At 70.3% G+C, this 19,101-nt stretch carries 14 protein-coding genes; 8 read left to right on the top strand and 6 right to left on the bottom strand.

All coding sequences use genetic code 11. The features are described 5' to 3' along the window. Nucleotides 1-335: 335 nt before the first annotated feature. The 4 genes from GTY58_RS22315 to GTY58_RS22300 all read left to right on the top strand — a co-directional run bounded on the left by GTY58_RS22315 (nt 336) and on the right by GTY58_RS22300 (nt 8,264). The gene (locus GTY58_RS22315; RefSeq protein ID WP_010985687.1) at nt 336-1,844 is read left to right on the top strand and encodes a cytochrome ubiquinol oxidase subunit I; all 1,509 of its coding nucleotides are present in this window, start codon (nt 336-338) and stop codon (nt 1,842-1,844) included. Between the two features lie 19 nt (nt 1,845-1,863). Then, nucleotides 1,864-2,868 carry a cytochrome d ubiquinol oxidase subunit II gene (cydB, locus tag GTY58_RS22310; protein WP_010985686.1) on the top strand — a complete coding sequence of 335 codons (1,005 nt, stop codon included), beginning with the start codon at nt 1,864-1,866 and terminating at the stop codon, nt 2,866-2,868. Nucleotides 2,869-2,928: 60 nt separating this feature from the next. After that, a complete protein-coding gene (gene cydD, locus GTY58_RS22305) occupies nt 2,929-6,483 on the top strand; it encodes a thiol reductant ABC exporter subunit CydD (protein ID WP_010985685.1) in 3,555 nt (1,184 codons plus the stop codon). A 185-nt stretch (nt 6,484-6,668) separates the two neighbouring features. Then, nucleotides 6,669-8,264: a GAF domain-containing protein gene (locus tag GTY58_RS22300; RefSeq protein WP_237529464.1), complete on the top strand. Its 1,596-nt coding sequence runs from the start codon at nt 6,669-6,671 to the stop codon at nt 8,262-8,264. An 80-nt stretch (nt 8,265-8,344) separates the two neighbouring features. Here GTY58_RS22300 and GTY58_RS22295 read toward each other — a convergent pair whose 3' ends face one another. From GTY58_RS22295 to GTY58_RS22270, 6 genes are all read right to left on the bottom strand, one after another. Next, entirely contained in the window at nt 8,345-9,232 is an 888-nt protein-coding gene (locus GTY58_RS22295) for a Cof-type HAD-IIB family hydrolase (RefSeq protein WP_171033169.1), read from the bottom strand. Between the two features lie 203 nt (nt 9,233-9,435). After that, nucleotides 9,436-10,338, bottom strand: a complete 903-nt coding sequence (locus GTY58_RS22290) for an LLM class flavin-dependent oxidoreductase (RefSeq protein ID WP_037647689.1) — start codon at nt 10,336-10,338, stop codon at nt 9,436-9,438. Nucleotides 10,339-10,627: 289 nt separating this feature from the next. Beyond that, complete coding sequence (locus tag GTY58_RS22285; protein WP_107083094.1) at nt 10,628-11,569, bottom strand: MerR family transcriptional regulator; 942 nt, start codon at nt 11,567-11,569, stop codon at nt 10,628-10,630. Nucleotides 11,570-11,664: 95 nt separating this feature from the next. After that, on the bottom strand, nt 11,665-12,594 hold the full coding sequence (locus tag GTY58_RS22280) for a metal-dependent hydrolase (protein WP_010985680.1): 930 nt from the start codon (nt 12,592-12,594) through the stop codon (nt 11,665-11,667). After that, nucleotides 12,591-14,345 carry an SDR family oxidoreductase gene (locus GTY58_RS22275; protein WP_010985679.1) on the bottom strand — a complete coding sequence of 585 codons (1,755 nt, stop codon included), beginning with the start codon at nt 14,343-14,345 and terminating at the stop codon, nt 12,591-12,593. The genes GTY58_RS22280 and GTY58_RS22275 overlap by 4 nt, the downstream gene beginning before the upstream one ends. Beyond that, nucleotides 14,342-15,202 carry a M24 family metallopeptidase gene (locus GTY58_RS22270; RefSeq protein WP_237529461.1) on the bottom strand — a complete coding sequence of 287 codons (861 nt, stop codon included), beginning with the start codon at nt 15,200-15,202 and terminating at the stop codon, nt 14,342-14,344. Before GTY58_RS22270 ends, GTY58_RS22275 begins: the two co-directional genes overlap by 4 nt. A gap of 257 nt (nt 15,203-15,459) precedes the next feature. Between GTY58_RS22270 and GTY58_RS22265 the strand changes: the two genes are divergently transcribed. From GTY58_RS22265 to GTY58_RS22250, 4 genes are read left to right on the top strand one after another with little or no spacing between them, the layout of a single operon-like run. After that, a complete protein-coding gene (locus GTY58_RS22265) occupies nt 15,460-16,422 on the top strand; it encodes an ABC transporter ATP-binding protein (protein WP_010985677.1) in 963 nt (320 codons plus the stop codon). Further along, complete coding sequence (locus GTY58_RS22260; RefSeq protein ID WP_010985676.1) at nt 16,412-17,341, top strand: ABC transporter permease subunit; 930 nt, start codon at nt 16,412-16,414, stop codon at nt 17,339-17,341. Before GTY58_RS22265 ends, GTY58_RS22260 begins: the two co-directional genes overlap by 11 nt. Further along, nucleotides 17,338-18,249: an ABC transporter ATP-binding protein gene (locus GTY58_RS22255; RefSeq protein WP_010985675.1), complete on the top strand. Its 912-nt coding sequence runs from the start codon at nt 17,338-17,340 to the stop codon at nt 18,247-18,249. The genes GTY58_RS22260 and GTY58_RS22255 overlap by 4 nt, the downstream gene beginning before the upstream one ends. Nucleotides 18,250-18,259: 10 nt before the next feature. After that, nucleotides 18,260-18,979, top strand: coding sequence for an ABC transporter permease subunit (locus GTY58_RS22250; RefSeq protein ID WP_010985674.1), 720 nt, complete (start codon nt 18,260-18,262; stop codon nt 18,977-18,979). Nucleotides 18,980-19,101 lie beyond the last annotated feature (122 nt).

The following is a 19,101-nucleotide window of genomic DNA, read 5'->3' as shown; positions in this document are numbered from 1 at the left end:
CCGGGGTCTTCCCGGCCCTCCGGCGAAGACGGTCCGTTGTCCAGGTGTTCTACGCGTACGGGCCTTCGGCAGGGCCTGGGTCGGTCGGGGTGTCGGCGAGGGTCGCGGTGAGATGTCCTGCGGGCCGGGAGAGCCGTATCCGCGGGGCCCGTTTTCGGCAGAGAGGTGACGGGGTCCGTTCTTAGGGACCCCCCACCCCTCTGACTTCGAACAGCCATGGGTCATAATTGCTTGTGAATGTGAACGCGTTCACAAGCGTGTCCGGGTTGTCCCGTGATGTGTGTGACATGCACGGCAAACTGCCGCTGTGACCACGGCGACGAAAGGAGAACGACGTGGAATTGGCTCTGGCGCCGGAGACCCTGGCGCGATGGCAGTTCGGCATCACCACCGTCTACCACTTCCTCTTCATCCCCCTGACGATCTCCCTCGCCGCGCTCACCGCCGGCTTGCAGACCGCCTGGGTGCGCACGGAGAACGAGAAGTACCTCAGGGCCACAAAGTTCTGGGGCAAGCTCTTCCTGATCAACATCGCGATGGGTGTCGTCACCGGCATCGTCCAGGAGTTCCAGTTCGGCATGAACTGGTCCGACTACTCGCGTTTCGTCGGCGACGTCTTCGGTGCCCCGCTCGCCTTCGAGTCCCTGATCGCCTTCTTCTTCGAGTCCACCTTCATCGGGCTGTGGATCTTCGGCTGGGACAAGCTGCCGAAGAAGATCCACCTGGCCTGCCTCTGGATGGTCTCCCTCGGCACGATCCTGTCGGCGTATTTCATCCTCGCGGCCAACTCCTGGATGCAGCACCCCGTCGGCTACCGGATCAACAGGGAGAAGGGGCGCGCGGAGCTCACCGACTTCTGGCAGGTGCTGACCCAGAACACCACGCTCACGCAGGTCTTCCACACCCTCTCCGCGTCCTTCCTCACGGGCGGTGCCTTCATGGTGGGCATCGCCGCCTACCACCTGTCCCGCAAGAAGCACATCCCCGTGATGAAGACCTCGCTGCGGCTCGGCCTGGTCACCGTGGTCATCGCCGGACTGCTCACCGCGGTCAGCGGCGACTTCCTCGGCAAGGTCATGTTCAAGCAGCAGCCGATGAAGATGGCAGCCGCCGAGGCGCTGTGGGACGGCCAGGACTCCGCGCCGTTCTCGATCTTCGCGTACGGGGATGTGGACAAGGGCCACAACACCGTTGCCATCGAGGTCCCCGGAATACTCTCCTTCCTCTCTTCGGACAGCTTCACCTCGTACGTCCCCGGCATCAACGACACCAACAAGGCCGAGCAGGAGCAGTACGGGCCCGGCGACTACCGGCCCAACATCCCGGTCGCCTTCTGGGGCTTCCGCTGGATGATCGGCTTCGGCATGGCGTCCTTCGCCATCGGACTGGCCGGACTCTGGCTGACCAGGAAGAAGTTCATGCTGCCGCAGCAGCTGCGGGTCGGCGACGACGAGGTGCCGCACCTGGTGCTCTTCAAGAACAAGGCGCTCGGTCCGACGCTCACCAAGTGGTACTGGCGCATCGCGATCCTGACCCTGGGCTTCCCGCTGATCGCCAACTCGTGGGGCTGGATCTTCACCGAGACGGGCCGGCAGCCGTGGGCCGTCTACGGCGTACTGCGGACCCGGGACGCGGTCTCCCCCGGTGTCTCGCAGGGTGAGGTCCTCACCTCGATGATCATCTTCACGTCGCTCTACGCGATCCTCGCCGTCATCGAGGTCAAGCTGCTCGCGAAGTACGTCAAGGCCGGACCGCCCGAACTCACCGAGTCCGATCTCAACCCGCCCACCAGGATCGGCGGCGACTCCCATGACGCCGACAAGCCGATGGCCTTCTCCTACTAGGCCAGGGAGCAGCTGAGTCATGCATCTTCACGACGTCTGGTTCGTACTCATCGCCGTCCTCTGGACCGGCTACTTCTTCCTGGAGGGCTTCGACTTCGGGGTCGGTGTCCTCACCAAGCTGCTGGCCCGCGACCGCACCGAGAAGCGGGTCCTCATCAACACCATCGGACCCGTCTGGGACGGCAACGAGGTGTGGCTCATCTCCGCGGGCGCCGCGACCTTCGCCGCCTTCCCCGAGTGGTACGCCACGCTCTTCTCCGGCTTCTATCTGCCGCTGCTGATCATCCTGGTCTGCCTGATCGTGCGCGGTGTCGCCTTCGAGTACCGGGCGAAGCGGCCCGAGGAGGGCTGGCAGCGCAACTGGGAGACCGCGATCTTCTGGACCTCGCTGATCCCCGCGTTCCTGTGGGGTGTGGCCTTCGGCAACATCGTGCACGGAGTGAAGATCGACTCGAAGTTCGAGTACGTGGGCAGCTTCGGGGATCTGCTCAACCCGTACGCCCTTCTCGGCGGCCTGGTCACACTGACGCTGTTCACGTTCCACGGGACCGTTTTCGTCGGCCTGAAGACCGTCGGGGATATCCGGGAGCGGGCGCGCAAGCTGGCGCTCAAGGTCGGCCTGGTGGCCGCCGTGCTGGCGCTCGTCTTCCTGCTCTGGACCCAGGCCGACAGTGGCGACGGCAAGTCCATGGCGGCGATGATCGTGGCCGTGCTGGCGCTCGTCGCCGCGCTGGTGGCAGCCCAAGTAAGGCGTGAGGGCTGGGCGTTCGCCCTGTCGGGGCTGACCATCGTGGCCGCGGTGGTGATGCTCTTCCTGACGCTGTTCCCCAACGTCATGCCGTCCTCCCTCAACGCGGACTGGAGCCTGACGGTGACCAACGCGTCGTCGAGCCCGTACACCTTGAAGATCATGACCTGGTGTGCCGGGATCGCCACGCCGTTCGTTCTGCTCTACCAGAGCTGGACGTACTGGGTGTTCCGCAAGCGGATCGGCACGCAGCACATTGCCGACGCTGCGCACTGAGTCCGACGAAGAGGCATGTTTCACGTGAAACATGCCGGTTGAACCGAGGGTGTGTTTCACGTGAAACCAATCGACCCGCGTCTGCTTCGATACGCTCGCGCCACCCGCGTCTTCCTGGCGGCGGTCGTCGTTCTGGGTGCTGTCGGAGCGGTGCTGGTCATTGCTCAGGCGATGCTCATCGCCGAGATCGTGGTCGGTGCCTTCCAGCACGGTCACTCGGTCGCTGAGCTCCGCACGCCCCTTGTGCTGCTGGCAGCCGTCGCGGCCGGGCGCGGTCTTGTCGCGTGGCTCACCGAACTTGCCGCGCATCGGGCGAGCGCGGCGGTGAAGTCGGAGCTGCGGAGGCGGCTGCTGGAGCGGGCGGCCTCGCTCGGACCGGGGTGGCTGAGCGGGCAGCGCACCGGCTCGCTCGTTGCCCTGGCCACGCGGGGGATCGACGCCCTCGACGACTACTTCTCGCGCTATCTCCCGCAGCTGGGGCTCGCGGTGGTCGTACCCGTGGCGGTGCTCGCGCGGATCGTCACCGAGGACTGGGTGTCGGCGGCGATCATCGTCGGCACGCTGCCGCTGATCCCGTTCTTCATGATTCTGATCGGCTGGGCCACGCGCACCCAGATGGACCGCCAGTGGCGGCTGCTGTCCCAGCTGTCGGGACATTTCCTCGACGTGGTCGCCGGATTGCCGACACTCAAGGTGTTCGGCCGTGCCAAGGCGCAGGCCGAGTCCATCAGGCGGATCACCGGCGAGTACCGGCAGGCGACCATGCGGACGCTGCGGATCGCGTTCCTGTCGTCCTTCGCCCTGGAACTGCTCGCCACGATCTCCGTCGCGCTGGTCGCGGTGACCATCGGCATGCGGCTCGTCCACGGCGAGATGGACCTGTACATCGGCCTGGTCATCCTTGTCCTGGCGCCCGAGGCGTATCTGCCGCTGCGGCAGGTGGGCGCCCAGTACCACGCGGCGGCGGAGGGGCTCGCGGCGGCGGAGGAGATCTTCGCGGTGCTGGAGACCCCGGCGCCGGTCTCCGGCTCACTGCGGGCACCGGAGGGTGAGATCGCCTTCGAGGACGTGACCGTGCGCTACCCCGGGCGGTCGGCCGACGCGGTGTCCAAGGTGTCCTTCACGGTGGCAGCCGGCGAGACCGTGGCGCTCGTAGGGCCGAGCGGCGTCGGGAAGTCGACGCTGTTGAACGTCCTGCTGGGGTTCGTATCGCCCACCGAGGGGCGGGTGCGGGCCGGGGGAGCCGATCTCGCCTCGGCGGACCTGGAGGAGTGGCGTTCGCGGATCGCCTGGGTGCCGCAGCGGCCGCACGTGTACGCGGGGACCATCGCCGAGAACGTGCGGCTGGCCCGTCCCGGCGCGGACGACACCGAGGTGCGCCGGGCGCTCGCCGACGCCGGAGCCCTGGAATTCGTGGACGCGCTGCCCGAGGGCGCCGAGACGCTGCTCGGCGAGGACGGCACCGGGCTCTCCGCCGGGCAGCGCCAACGGCTCGCCCTGGCCCGGGCGTTCCTCGCGGACCGGCCCGTGCTGCTGCTCGACGAACCCACGGCAGCCCTGGACGGGGCGACCGAGGCCGAGGTGGTGGCTGCGGTGCGGCGGCTGGCAGTGGGACGGACGGTGCTGCTGGTGGTGCACCGGCCGGCGCTGCTCGGGGTGGCGGACCGGGTGGTGCGGTGTGAGCCCGTCGAGTCGGCAGCGATGGAGCTCGCGGAGCCGGCCGCGGCCGTGGAGTCGGCGGAGTCCGCCAGGGCCGCCGGTGCTGTGTCCGGCGGAGGGGACCAGACGTCCGGTCGCGAGGCGGCCGATGCCGTGCCCTCGGCCGCCGAGGACGATGTCCGCCGCTCTCCCCTGCGGCACGGACGAGTGCTTTCTCGCGTGCGTGCCATGGCCGGTCCCCGGCGAGGGCGCCTCACGTTCGCCCTGCTGCTCGGTGCGGCCGCACTCGGGAGCGCCGTGGGGCTGATGGCGACCTCCGGGTGGCTGATCTCCCGGGCCTCGCAGCAGCCCCCCGTGCTGTATCTGATGGTCGCCGTGACCGCCACGAGGGCGTTCGGGATCGGGCGGGCCGTCTTCCGCTACGCGGAGCGGCTCGTGTCGCACGACGCGGTGCTGCGGATGCTCGCCGACACCCGGGTCGCCGTCTACCGGCGTCTGGAACGGCTGGCCCCCGCCGGGCTGCGCACGACCCGGCGGGGTGATCTGCTGTCGCGGCTGGTCGCCGACGTGGACGCGCTTCAGGACTACTGGCTGCGGTGGCTGCTGCCCGCCGGGGCCGCACTGGTCGTCTCCGCCGCCTCGGTCGGGTTCACCGCCTGGCTGCTGCCCGAGGCCGGGGCCGCCCTTGCCGTCGGCCTGCTGGCGGCCGGGGTCGGCGTCCCGCTGGTGACCGCGGCCGTGGCCCGTCGCGCGGAGCGCAGGCTGGCGCCCGCCCGAGGCGTGCTGGCGACCCGGGTGACCGATCTGCTGACCGGGACGGCCGAGCTGACGGTGGCCGGCGCGCTGCCCGCACGGATCGCCGGAGCACGCCGGGCCGACGCCACGCTCACCCGTATCGCCTCCCGTGCCGCTGCCGCCACCGCGCTCGGCGACGGGCTCACCGCGCTGCTGTCCGGACTGACCGTGGTGGCGGCCGCCCTCGTAGGCGCGCAGGCGGTCGTCGACGGGCGCCTGAGCGGGGTGGCCATGGCCGTCGTCGTCCTGACCCCGCTGGCCGCGTTCGAGGCCGTGCTGGGACTGCCGCCGGCCGTGCAGTACCGGCAGCGCGTGCGCAGGAGCGCCGAGCGCGTGTACGAGGTGCTGGACGCCCCCGAGCCCGTACGGGAGCCGGAGCGGCCGCGTACGGCGCCCGCGTCGCCGTTCCCGCTCGTCGTCACGGGGCTGACCGCCCGCCACGAGGGGCAGCACCGGGACGCGCTCGCCGGGCTCGACCTCACGCTCGAAAAGGGTCGCAGGATCGCCGTGGTCGGCCCCTCCGGGTCGGGCAAGACGACGCTCGCGCAGGTGATGCTGCGGTTCCTGGACGCGGGTGCGGGGACGTACACGCTGGGCGGTACGGATGCGTACGCCCTCGACGGCGACGACGTACGGCGGCTCGTCGGGCTCTGTGCCCAGGACGCGCACCTCTTCGACAGTTCCGTGCGCGAGAACCTGCTCCTTGCCCGCAGGGACGCCACCGAGGGGGATCTGCGCGACGCGCTGGCGCGGGCCCGGCTCCTCAACTGGGTGGACGGGCTGCCCGACGGGCTCGACACGCTGATCGGCGAGCACGGGGCACGGCTGTCCGGCGGCCAGCGTCAGCGGCTCGCGCTGGCCCGTGCCCTGGTGGCCGACTTCCCGGTGCTCGTCCTCGACGAACCCGCGGAACACCTCGACCTGCCGACGGCGGACGCGCTCACGGCGGACCTGCTGGCCGCGACGGAGGGGCGTACGACACTGCTGATCACCCACCGGCTGGCCGGACTGGAAGCGGTCGACGAGGTGATCGTGCTGGCGGACGGGCGCGCGGTGCAACGCGGGGCCTACGCGGAGCTGGCAGCCGTGAACGGGCCGCTGCGGGAGATGGTGGGCCGGGAGACCGAGGACGGGTTGCTGGTGGGGGCGGTGGCCCGCTAGGTGGAGCGGGCGCGGGACGGACGGAACTTGTATTCGGACTTTCCGTTGTAAATGGGACTAAGTACGCTACGGGCATGCCCGCAGCCCCCGTATCGCCAGGCGACGCCCCCGAGCCCGAAGCGGGCAGAGGGGATGACGCCGATTCCCGTGGGCTGACCGCGCGGGTGCCGCAGTTGCTGAAGGCGATGCGGTCGGTCGGGAGCGGGCTCGAGCTGCACTCCACGCTGGTCCGGATCTGCGAGACGGCGGCCGAGCTGGCGAACGCCCGCTATGCGGCTATCGGCGTCGTGGCCGAGGACGGCGACGGTCTTGCGGATTTCGTCCACCACGGGGTCGACGCGGAGACCGCCCGCCTGATCGGCCGGCTGCCCGACGGACACAAGGGGCTGCTCGGTGCGCTCATCCACGACCCGGCGCCGGTGCGGCTCGCGGAGCTGACCGAGGACCCGCGCTCGTGCGGCTTCCCCGAGCACCATCCGCCGATGCGCAGCTTCCTCGGAGTTCCCCTTTGCGTACAGGGGAAGACCTTCGGCAACCTCTATCTCGCCGAGAAACGCGGCGGCGGCCTGTTCGACGACTACGACCTCGACATGGTCCGCGTGCTGGCCATCGAGGCCGGCATCGCGATCGGCAACGCCCGCCTGTACGAGGCCGCCAAGCAGCGCGAGCGGTGGATCGACGGCTCGGTGGCCGTCACCACCGCGTTGCTGTCCGGCGGCGATCCCGAGGACGCCCTCCAGGTCGTCGCCGAACAGGCACGGCGGCTCTCCGGTTCGACGGCCGGGATCGTGCTGCTGCCCGCGGACGAGGGCGGTCTGGAGATCGTCGCCGTGGCCGCGGATCAGCGCCCGAAGGCGCTGGGCGCGGTCATCCCGCCGGAGAGTGAACTGGCCTCCGAACTCCTCGACGGCCGGGCCGTGTTCCTCGCGGACGCGGCCGGCGACCCCCGCACGATCACCCATCTCTTCCGCGACTACGGGCCGGTCATGATGCTGCCGCTGCGGAGCGACGGCCGGGTGCACGGTGCCCTCGTCACCCCCCGTGCACGCGGCGGCCGCCCGTTCACGGAGACCGAGCGCACCCTTGCCGCGCAGTTCGCCTCCCAGGCCGCGCTCGCGCTGATGATGGCCGAGGCACAGCGGGACCGGGAGCGGCTCGCGGTGTACGAGGACCGCGACCGGATCGCCCGTGATCTGCACGACCTCGTCATTCAGCGGCTCTATGCCACCGGGATGATGCTGGAGAGCGCGCAGCGCCGGTCCGGCGTGCCCGAGGTGCGGCGAGGCGTCGGTAAGGCGGTCGACGAACTCGACGTCACCATCCAGGAGATCCGCACGGCGATCTTCGCGCTCCAGCAGGGGCCCGCCGAGGTGCCGTCCGGGCTGCGGGCCCAGGTGCTGCGTGAGATCAAGACGGCCGCGATCCCCCTCGGCTTCACACCGTCGTACCGTTTCCTCGGACCCGTCGACACGGCGGTCGGTGAACTCACCCGCAACAACCTCATCGCGGCTCTCCGCGAGGCCCTGTCCAACGCGTTCCGGCACGCGGGGGCCTCGCGCATCGACGTCGTCGTCGACGCGACGGTGACGCTGCCCGACGGCCGGCCGGGTGTGCGGCTGACGGTCACGGACGACGGTGTCGGCATCCCCGACATCGGCCGTCGCAGCGGTCTGACGAACCTCGAGCGGCGCGCCGGGTCACTGGGCGGGGACAGCTGGTTCGGGCCGGGGACGGGAGAGAACGGGGCCGGTACGACGGTGACGTGGCAGGCGCCGTACTGACGGGCCGCGAAGCCGTGGCAACAGGCCTACGGGGCAATCCTGTTCCATACAACCGCGTGTTCCTTACAACCGCGTGTTCCTTACAACCGCTCCGCGAGTATCCGTTCGATCACCACGGCCACCCCGTCCTCGTTGTTGGCGACGGTCCGTCCGGACGCCGCGGCGAGGACGTCCGGGTGGGCGTTGCCCATCGCGTACGAGCGGCCGGCCCAGGTGAGCATCTCGACGTCGTTCGGCATGTCGCCGAACGCGACGACCTCCTCGTGGGAGATGCCGCGCTCGGCGCAGCACAGCGCGAGGGTGCTGGCCTTGGAGACGCCGGGCCCGCTGATCTCGAGGAGGGCGCTGGGACTCGACCGGGTGATGTTGGCGCGGTCGCCGACGGCGAGGCGCGCGAGGGTGAGGAACGCGTCCGGGTCGATCTCCGGGTGGTACGCGAGGATCTTCAGGACGGGCTCGTCGGCTCCGAGAGCGTCCGGCGCCAGGAGCTTCTCGGCGGGCGCGAGGCTGTCGGGGACCTCCATGTGCAGCTTCGGGTACGCGGGCTCCTGGTAGAAGCCGTACGTCTGCTCGACGGCGTACACCGTGCCCGGCGCGGCGTCGCGCAGCAGCCGCACGGCGTCGAGGGCGTTCTCCCGCTCCAGTTCCCGGACCTTGACGAAGCGGTGCGCGCCGGGGCCGCCGTGCAGGTCGACCACGGCCGCGCCGTTGCCGCAGATCGCCAGACCGTGCCCGTGGACGTGGTCGCTGACGACGTCCATCCAGCGGGCCGGGCGGCCGGTGACGAAGAAGACCTCGATGCCGGCCTCCTCGGCGGCCGCGAGGGCGGCGACCGTGCGCTCGGAGACGGACTTGTCGTCGCGCAGGAGGGTGCCGTCGAGGTCCGTGGCGATCAGCCGGGGCGGAACGGTGGAGGCCGGGGTCTCGGGCCGTCGAGTCGCTGAGGTCACCGGCCCATTCTCCCGCATATGCGCGCACGGCCGTGCAGTGGTCCGCACATGTGAGTGATAACCGTCCCCACCAGCGCTGTTACGCCCCGTCAAGCTCTGCCGCCCGGCCTCGCCCCGTCAAAGTACGCTCGGCCTCGCCCGGTCAAGCTCCGCGCGGCTCGTGCGGTGGGCTCTGCGCGGCTTGCGCCGTCGCGCGCTTCGGGCGGCTTGCCTCGGCCGGCTCAGCGCAGCTGGGCCGGTGCCTCCATGGCGATCTGTTCGAAGACCTTCTCGTCCGCGGCGAAGTCGGAGTCGGGGATGGGCCAGTGGATCGCGATGTCGGTGATGCCCAGCTCCATGTGGCGGCCCGCGAAGTCGACGAACGCGTCGAGGGACTCCAGCGGGCGACCGCGGTCCGGGGTGAAGCCGGTGAGCAGGACCTTGTCCAGCTCCTTCACGTCGCGGCCGATCGCGGCGCACGCGTCGGCCAGCTTCTCGGCCTGTCCGCGAATGGCTTGAACCGACTGTTCAGGGGTGCCGTTCTCGTACAGCCGCGGGTCGCCGGTGGTCACCCAGGCCTGCCCGTGGCGCGCGGCGAGCTTCAGCCCGCGCGGACCGGTGGCGGCCACCGCGAACGGCAGCCGGGGGCGCTGGACGCAGCCCGGGATGTTGCGTGCCTCGTGCGCGGAGTAGTAGTCGCCCTCGTACGAGACGGAGTCCTCGGTCAGCAGCCGGTCGAGCAGCGGTACGAACTCGCCGAAGCGGTCGGCGCGCTCCCGCGGTGTCCAGGGCTCCTGGCCGAGCGCGGTGGCGTCGAAGCCGGTGCCGCCCGCGCCGATGCCCAGGGCGACGCGCCCGCCGGAGATGTCGTCGAGGGAGATCAGCTCCTTGGCGAGCGTCACGGGGTGCCGGAAGTTCGGCGAGGTCACGAGCGTGCCGAGGCGCAGGCGGTCGGTGACGGCGGCCGCGGCGGTCAGCGTCGGCACGGCGCCGAACCACGGGCCGTCCCGGAAGGACCGCCACGACAGGTGGTCGTAGGTGAACGCGGTGTGGAAGCCGAGCTGCTCCGCACGCTGCCATGCGGAACGCCCGCCCTCGTGCCAGCGGACGTACGGCAGGATCACGGTGCTCAGACGCAGACTCATACATCGAGCGTAAGCGCAGCCGCGGAATGCCCACGCACGGTGCGGGGGCGGGCGATGTGGTGATGACAGTGCGTGAGCGGTCCGCGACGGTGCGGTGTGAACGGTGCGGCGGCGGAGTCCCGGGCCCGCACCGATGGCGCGAGTGACGTGCGTCTCGCCGGCATTCATCCCGCGCGCCCCGAGCGAGACGCTGATCACGCATTCTGATGACGGTCCGGAGGTTTGATCCACAGCCAAGTGCGGTTATCCACAGGTGAATTGGCGATTCTGTGGACAAGTGGTCCGCTGTTTAGGACTCTTCGTCAACTATGTGCTTATGCATATGCTTTGCGGCGAGTTGGTCCAAAGCCCTGGCCCGGAGCTCGCGTTCGGCCGCCAACGCGACGAAGGAGGCGGCCTGGTCCGAGCCAACCAGTCTCTCCACGGCCCGCATCGTGTCCGCCGGAATCGACACGGAACGGGTCTCCTCCTCGGGGGGAGCCGGCTGGTCCGCGCCGAGGTGCAGGCGCAGGTGCCGGGTGGCGAACAGGCGCATCGCGCGGGCGAGTTCGGCGTCCACCGTCTGCTGCGCCAGTGGCCGCAGCCGTCGAACGAGCGAGGCCGCCTCCGTCGCGTCCACCTCGTTCGGCGGATGTTCACCGAGGTAGCGCGCGAACACGTGCTCGGTCGTGAACTCCAGGAAACGGGAGGCGATGTGCTCCACCTGCCCCCTCAACTCCCTTAGGTGCCCGGCGATCGCGGACAGCGGAACGCCCGCCTCATGCAACTCGACCGCCACGGCGAGCTCTTGGGGGCTCGGCACGAGGAACAGGTCCTCGTGCCCGGGTACCGGCTCCAGCACCCCGAGCTCGAGCGCGTCCGCGACCGCCGCGTCGTCGGGGCTGCCGCCGAAACGCTCGGACAGCTCGGCCCGTGAGATCCGCCCCGCCTCCTCGTCGGACCACGGACCGTCGACCTCCGCGACCAGCCCGAGCACCCCGCCCAGGCCGCGGCCGGAGTCCCACGCCTCCAGGAGCTCCTTGATGGAGGCCAGGGTGTAGCCGCGGTCGAGGAGGCCGGCGATCTGGCGCAGCCGGGCCAGATGCGCGTCCGCGTACACGTTGGCGCGGCCGCGCCGCTCGGGCCGGGGGAGCAGCCCGCGGTCCTGGTAGGCGCGGATGGTGCGGACCGTGGCACCGCTGCGGTGCGCCAGGTCCTCGATCCGGTACGTCACCCCGCCCGACTCGCTCACGCGCTCCCTGCCTTCTCGTTCACCGGGCAACGGCCCCGGCCCGTTGGACTACCCGACCGGCCCCGGCAGATCCTGCCCGGCCGGACGGCGGCCGCCTACGCTGTACCCGCCCGCCTGGCCGCCCCCGCCGCTGCTCGTGCCGCCGGCGACTGCGCCAGATAGGTGACGGCTCTGCGCAGCGAGCCCTCCTGCGAGGGATGGTACGACCGCCGCAGATACCGGGGTATCGCCGTGCCCAGCTCCTTCCAGCCGGGCAGCAGCCCCCTGCGTACGGCCCTGTTGTGCGCGGCGAGCGAGTAGCGCAGCCGTCCGGCGAGCTGTGGGTCGTGGCGCAGAAGATGCGCGGCGCCCCACGCCCACAGGTAGAGCATCACGGGTGCCGTGACCGCCATGCCCGCGACCCGGCGGGCGTACCGGGGCAGGCCCTGGCCGCCGCAGTGCTGATACATGTCGAAGGCGACCGCGCGATGCTCGACCTCCTCCGCCCCGTGCCAGCGCAGCAGGTCGGTCATGACCTCGTCGGCCCCGGCCCGGTCCAGGCCGTCCGCGGCGAGCACCCAGTCGCCGAGTACCGCCGTGAACTGCTCGATCGCCGCGATCACCGAGAGCCGGAACCGCAGCCACTCGCGGGCCGGTATCGGTGCGCTCAGGGGCGGCCGCTCGCCCAGCAGCCTCTCGAAGAGGAAGTCGACGTACTTGGTGAAGTCCGCGGCGTCGAGCCGCTGCGCCGCGAGGTGCTCCAGCACGTACGCGTGCTGCACGCTGTGCGTGGCCTCCTGCCCCATGAACCCCTTCACGTCGTCGAGGAGTCCGGGATCCGTTATCAGCGGCAGTCCCTCCTTGAAGACCTTCACGAACCACCGCTCCCCCGCCGGCAGCAGCAGATGCAGCACGTTGATGACGTGGGTGGCGACGGGCTCGTCCGGGATCCAGTGGAGTGGAGTCCGGCCCCAGTCGAAGGAGACCCGGCGCGGGGCGATCACATGGTGGCCCTCGCTCGGAGGGTGGCTCGCGGTACCGCTCACAGCGGAGGCTCCAGCCGTGCGATCGCGCGCAGTGCCCTGGGCGCGAAGCGGGACATGAGGTGGGCGCCGCGCGCCTCCGGGGTGACGGGCACGACGGCCTGGTTGCGTACGACGGCCCGCAGGACCGCGTCCGCGACCTTCTCCGGCGGATACCCCCGCAGCCGGTACAGCCGCGCCGCCCTCTTCTGCCGCCGCTTCTCCTCCTCCGCCGCCACGCCCGCGAAACGCGCGGTCGACGTGATGTTCGTGTGGACGAAGCCGGGGCAGATCGCCGACACCCCGATGCCCTGCCCGGCCAGCTCCGCGCGCAGGCACTCGCTGAGCATCAGCACCGCCGCCTTGGAGGTGCTGTAGGCGGGCAGCGCCTTCGAGGGCTGGTACGCCGCCGCCGACGCCGTGTTGACGATGTGGCCGCCCTGTCCGCGCTCGGCCATCTGCTTCCCGAAGAGCCGGCAGCCGTGGATCACGCCCCACAGGTTCACGTCGAGGACCTTCCGCCAGTCCTCCGCGGTCGTGTCGAAGAAGGACCCCGAGAGTCCGATTCCTGCGTTGTTCACCAGGACGTCCACCACGCCGTACTCGGTGGCGACCTTCTCGGCGAGCTTCTCCATGGCCTGCTCGTCGGAGACGTCGACCGTCTCGGCCCAGGCGTCGGGAGCGCCGATCAGCCGGGACATCTCCGCCGTGCGGGCCGCGCCCTCCGCGTTCCGGTCGACGGCCACCACGCGCGCGCCCGCCTCGGCGAACGCGTAGGCCGTGGCCCGCCCGATGCCGCTGCCCGCGCCGGTGACCAGCACGAGCTGCCCGCCGAACCGGTCGGCGTACGGGCCGCTCGCCACCGGAGCCGGGCGCCCGCCCTCGCTCGCGATCACGAACTCCGTGATCCATGACGCCAGCTGGTCGGGGCGCGTCCGCGGGATCCAGTGTTTGGCCGGCAGGGTGCGGCGGACCAGCTGCGGAGCCCACAGTTCCAGTTCGTCGTAGAGCTTCTCCGACAGGAATGCGTCCCCCAGGGGCGTGACGAGCTGCACGGGCGCGTGCGCGTACGCGTCGGTGCGCGGGCGGCTCAGCCGGGCCCGTACGTTGTCCCGGTACAGCCAGGCGCCGTGCGCCGCGTCCGAGGGGAGCGACGGAGTCGGATAGCCGTCCGCCGGTACCTTCTCCACCCGCTGGAGGATCTTGGGCCAGCGTCTGCCGAGCGGGCCGCGCCAGGCGAGCTCGGGCAGCACGGGGGTGTGCAACAGGTAGACGTACCAGGACTTGGCGCCCTGGCCCAGGAGCTGGCCCACCCTACGCGGAGTCGGCCGCTTCACCCGCCGCTTGATCCAGTGGCCGAAGTGGTCGAGGGACGGCCCGGACATCGACGTGAAGGACGCGATCCGGCCCTCGGTGCGCTTGACCGTGACGAACTCCCAGGACTGCACCGAACCCCAGTCGTGCCCCACGAGGTGCACCGGCCGATCCGGACTGACCGCGTCCGCGACCGCGAGGAAGTCGTCCGTCAGCTTCTCCAGCGTGAAGCCGCCGCGCAGCGGCTGCGGCGCCGTGGACCTGCCGTGCCCGCGCACGTCGTACAGCACGACGTGGAAGCGCTCCGACAGACGCCCGGCGACCTCGGACCACACCTCCTTGGAGTCCGGATAGCCGTGCACGAGGACCACCGTGGGCTGTGTCTCGTCCCCCAACTCGGCTACGCACAGCTCGATTCCGCCTGTCCGCACCCAGCGCTCGCGCGCCCCCTCAAGACTCATCTGTCCTCCGCCCAGCGCCGCACATGCGGCAGATCGTCGTCCAGCCAGAAGGCGCTCTGTTCCGGGTCCCGGGAGTCGGTGACGACCAGGATCTCCTCGAACTTCGCGCCCGTGCCCCGAAAGCCGAGGTGCGGCTCGACCGCCCACAGCCCCGGCCTGGGCGGGTGATCGGAGAACCTGTACGGAGACCACAGCGGCGACCAGCCGTCGCGGTGACCACGGAGCGCGTCGCCCGCCAGCCCCTTCAGGGACTGCGTGCCGAACCCGAACAGATGCGGTGACCAGGCACGTTCCTTCACCCGGTCCACCTTGTGCGCGATCACACCGAAGGGGTACGCGCGATGCCGGTTCGCATACCCCTGGCGGACCATGAGCCGGTCCACGTCCTCGTAGATCTCGCGCAGCGGGCGACGTTCGCGCACCTCGCGCAGGATCAGCTCGCGGTGCGCCTCCAGGTCCGCGAGGAGCTTGTCCTGCACGGGGTTGAGGCCCAGGGAGCCCGAGTAGCCGATGTCCGCCGTGCAGCCCTTGTGGACGGGGGCCATGTCGAGAATGAACGGCATGCCCGGCTCCAGCCGGCGGTCGGTGGGGAAGAACTGGAGCGGAACGCGGAAGTTCACGAACGCGGTGCGGTCGCCGAACCAGGCGAAGGGCAGATGGAACCAGTCCCGCACGCCGCGCTCGCGCAGCCACACCCGCTGCATCCGCGCCGCCTCGCGCTCGGTCACACCGGGCTTCAGCTGCGCCGCGACCGCCTCCGCACACGCGTACGCGAGGCGCTGCACCTCTTTGAACCCCCGCAGCTCCGCGGAGAGTTCGGCTGCCGCTCCTTTGGTCATGCCGACCATGCGCGTCATGCCAGTCATGCCAGTCATGTCACCGTCCAGTCCACGTCGACTGCGGTACGTGCCCGTAACTTGACACTGGTGAATGTGACAGTTGTTGGGGGTCGCGTCAATAGGCCGCTGCCCGCCTGTGGAAAACTCCCGGACCCTGCGGTCTAGCTCTCAGGCAGGGGTCCCTTACGGGCCCGTACGACTGGAGTCTTACGCGGAGACAGCTCTCCGGTCTGACGACTGCTGTGGTGTGCGCCACTACCGTCGAGGACGTGACTGTGATCGCGACCGAAAGCCTGAGCAAGCGGTACCCCAGGGTGACCGCGCTTGACCGGCTCTCTGTGGACGTCGGACCCGGTGTGACCGGACTCGTCGGTGCCAACGGAGCCGGCAAGTCCACATTGATCAAGATCCTGCTGGGTCTGTCCCCCGCCACCGAGGGCCGCGCCGAGGTGCTCGGACTCGATGTCGCCACCAAGGGCGGCGACATCCGCGAGCGCGTGGGGTACATGCCCGAGCACGACTGCCTGCCGCCCGACGTCTCGGCCACCGAGTTCGTCGTCCACATGGCGCGCATGTCCGGACTCCCGCCCACGGCCGCCCGCGAGCGCACCGCCGACACGCTGCGCCACGTCGGCCTGTACGAGGAGCGCTACCGCCCCATCGGCGGCTACTCGACGGGCATGAAGCAGCGCGTGAAGCTCGCGCAGGCCCTGGTCCACGACCCCCAGCTGGTCTTCCTGGACGAGCCGACCAACGGCCTCGACCCGGTCGGCCGCGACGAGATGCTCGGCCTGATCCGCCGCATCCACACCGACTTCGGCATCTCGGTGCTGGTCACCTCGCACCTGCTCGGCGAGCTGGAGCGCACCTGCGACCACGTCGTCGTCGTCGACGGCGGCAAGCTCCTGCGCTCCAGCTCCACCACGGACTTCACCCAGACCACCACGACCCTCGCGATCGAGGTCACCGACAGCGACGAGCACCCGGACGGCACCCGTGCGGTCCGCGACGTGCTCCACGCGCGCGGGGTGGACACCCACGACGGCAGCGGGCTGCCGGGCGCGGGTCATGTCCTGCTGCTGACCGCGTCGGGTGAGGAGACGTACGACCTGGTCCGCGACGTGGTGGCCGACCTCGGCCTCGGCCTGGTCCGGATGGAACAGCGAAGGCACCAGATCGCCGAGGTCTTCACGAACAGCGACGAGCAGCGGAAGGAGGCGGTCGGCCATGGCGGTTGAGCAGCCCACGGCCCATGCGGGCGGGCAGTCCCCGGCCCACGCGGGCGAGCAGTCCCGCATCCACAACATCGGCTACCGCAACTACGACGGGCCGCGCCTGGGCCGCGCGTACGCCCGCCGCTCCCTGTATTCGCAGTCCCTGCGCGGCGCCTACGGCCTGGGCCGCTCGGTGAAGTCCAAGGTGCTGCCGATGCTGCTCTTCGTGGTGATGTGCGTACCCGCGCTGATCATGGTCGCGGTCGCCGTCGCCACCAAGGCGAAGGACCTGCCCGTCGACTACACGCGCTACGCGATCATCATGCAGGCCGTCATCGGCCTGTACGTGGCCTCCCAGGCGCCGCAGTCCGTCTCGCGAGACCTGCGCTTCAAGACCGTACCGCTGTACTTCTCACGTCCCATCGAGACCGCCGACTACGTTCGCGCCAAGTACGCGGCCCTGGCGTCGGCGATGTTCATCCTGACGGCAGCGCCGCTGCTCGTCCTCTACGTGGGCGCGCTGCTGGCCAAGCTCGACTTCACCGACCAGACGAAGGGATTCGCCCAAGGGCTGGTCTCCGTGGCACTGCTCTCCCTGCTCTTCGCCGGCATCGGCCTCGTCATCTCGGCGGTGACCCCCCGGCGCGGCTTCGGTATCGCAGCCGTCATCGCCGTTCTGACCATCTCCTACGGGGCCGTCTCCACCGTTCAGGCCATCGCCGACGCGCAGAACAGCACCTCGGCCGTCCCCTGGCTCGGCCTCTTCTCCCCCGTCACGCTCATCGACGGAATGCAGACCGCCTTCCTCGGCGCGAGCTCCTCCTTCCCCGGAGAAGCGGGACCCTCGTCCGCGCAGGGCGTCGTCTTCCTGATCGTCGTCCTGGGCCTCATCGCGGGCTGCTACGGCCTTCTGATGCGCCGCTACCGAAAGGTCGGACTGTGACCACGCTGAACATCGACCACGTCTCACGCTGGTTCGGCAACGTGGTGGCGGTCAACGACATCACGATGACGATCGGCCCCGGCGTCACCGGCCTCCTCGGCCCGAACGGCGCGGGAAAGTCCACCCTCATCAACATGATGGGCGGATTCCTCGCCCCCTCCACGGGCTCGGTGACCCTCGACGGGCAGCCGGTCTGGCGCAACGAGCAGATCTACCAGCACATCGGCATCGTCCCCGAGCGCGAGGCGATGTACGACTTCCTCACCGGCCGCGAATTCGTCGTCGCCAACGCCGAGTTGCACGGCCTCGGCAAGAAGGCCGCACAGCGAGCGCTCGCCACGGTCGAGATGGAGTACGCGCAGGACCGCAAGATCTCGACGTACTCCAAGGGCATGCGGCAGCGCGTGAAGATGGCCTCCGCGCTCGTCCACGACCCGTCGCTGCTGCTGCTCGACGAGCCTTTCAACGGCATGGACCCGCGCCAGCGCATGCAGCTCATGGACCTGCTGCGCCGCATGGGCGACGAGGGCCGCACGGTGCTGTTCTCGTCGCACATCCTCGAAGAGGTCGAGCAACTCGCCTCCCACATCGAGGTGATCGTCGCCGGTCGGCACGCGGCGAGCGGTGACTTCCGGCGCATCCGCCGGCTGATGACCGACCGCCCGCACCGCTATCTGGTGCGCTCCAGCGACGACCGTGTGCTCGCGGCCGCCCTGATCGCGGACCCGTCGACGTCGGGGATCGAAGTGGACCTGGCGGAGGGCGCGCTGCGCATCCAGGCCGTCGACTTCGGCCGCTTCACGACGCTGCTGCCGCGGGTCGCGCGCGAGCACGGCATCCGGCTTCTCACGGTCTCGCCGTCCGACGAGTCCCTCGAGTCCGTCTTCTCGTATCTCGTCGCGGCGTAGGAGGCCCAAGATGTACGACCCCACAGTCGCCCGGCTCACCTATCGGGGCCTGCTCGGCCGCCGCCGGGCCCTCATCCTCGGCGCGCTGCCCGTCCTGCTGATCGTGCTCTCCGCCGTCGTGCGCGCGCTGACCGGCGCGGACGACCAGGTGGCAGCCGACGTGCTCGGCGGATTCGCGCTCGCCACGATGGTGCCGATCATCGGCGTCATCGCCGGCACCGGCGCGATCGGACCCGAGATCGACGACGGCTCGGTGGTGTATCTGCTCGCCAAGCCGCTGAAGCGGCCGACGATCATCTTCACCAAGCTGATCGTCGCCATCGCCGTCACCATGGCGTTCTCCGCGCTGCCGACCTTCATCGCGGGCATGATCCTCAACGGCAACGGCCAGCAGATCGCCGTGGCGTACACGGTGGCCGCGCTGGTCGCCTCCATCGCGTACGCCGCGATCTTCCTCCTCCTGGGCACGGTCACGCGGCACGCGGTGGTCTTCGGGCTCGTCTACGCGCTCGTCTGGGAGGCGCTCTTCGGATCGCTGGTGTCCGGCGCGCGCACGCTCAGCGTGCAGCAGTGGGCGCTCGCCGTGGGCCACAAGGTCTCCGGCAACTCCCTCGTCACCTCGGACGTGAGCCTGACGACCGCGACCGTGCTGCTGGCCGCGGTCACCGTGGCAGCCACCTGGTACGCGGGGCAGAAGCTGCGGACGCTGAAGCTGGCCGGGGAGGAGTGAGGGTTTCCTGTCGTCCCGGGGCGGCCTCTCGCGCGTGGATTCCGAAACGGAGCACGCGCGCGGGCGGCCGCCCTCCGGCTTTGACATCGACTTCACACCTGCCCGGGCACACTGGCCGGGTA

The sequence above is a fragment of the Streptomyces sp. SID5469 genome, from assembly GCF_009862865.1.
Lineage (GTDB): Bacteria > Actinomycetota > Actinomycetes > Streptomycetales > Streptomycetaceae > Streptomyces > Streptomyces avermitilis.
Note: the sequence above shows the minus strand (reverse complement) of the source record. Positions and strands in the feature narration are given on the sequence as shown.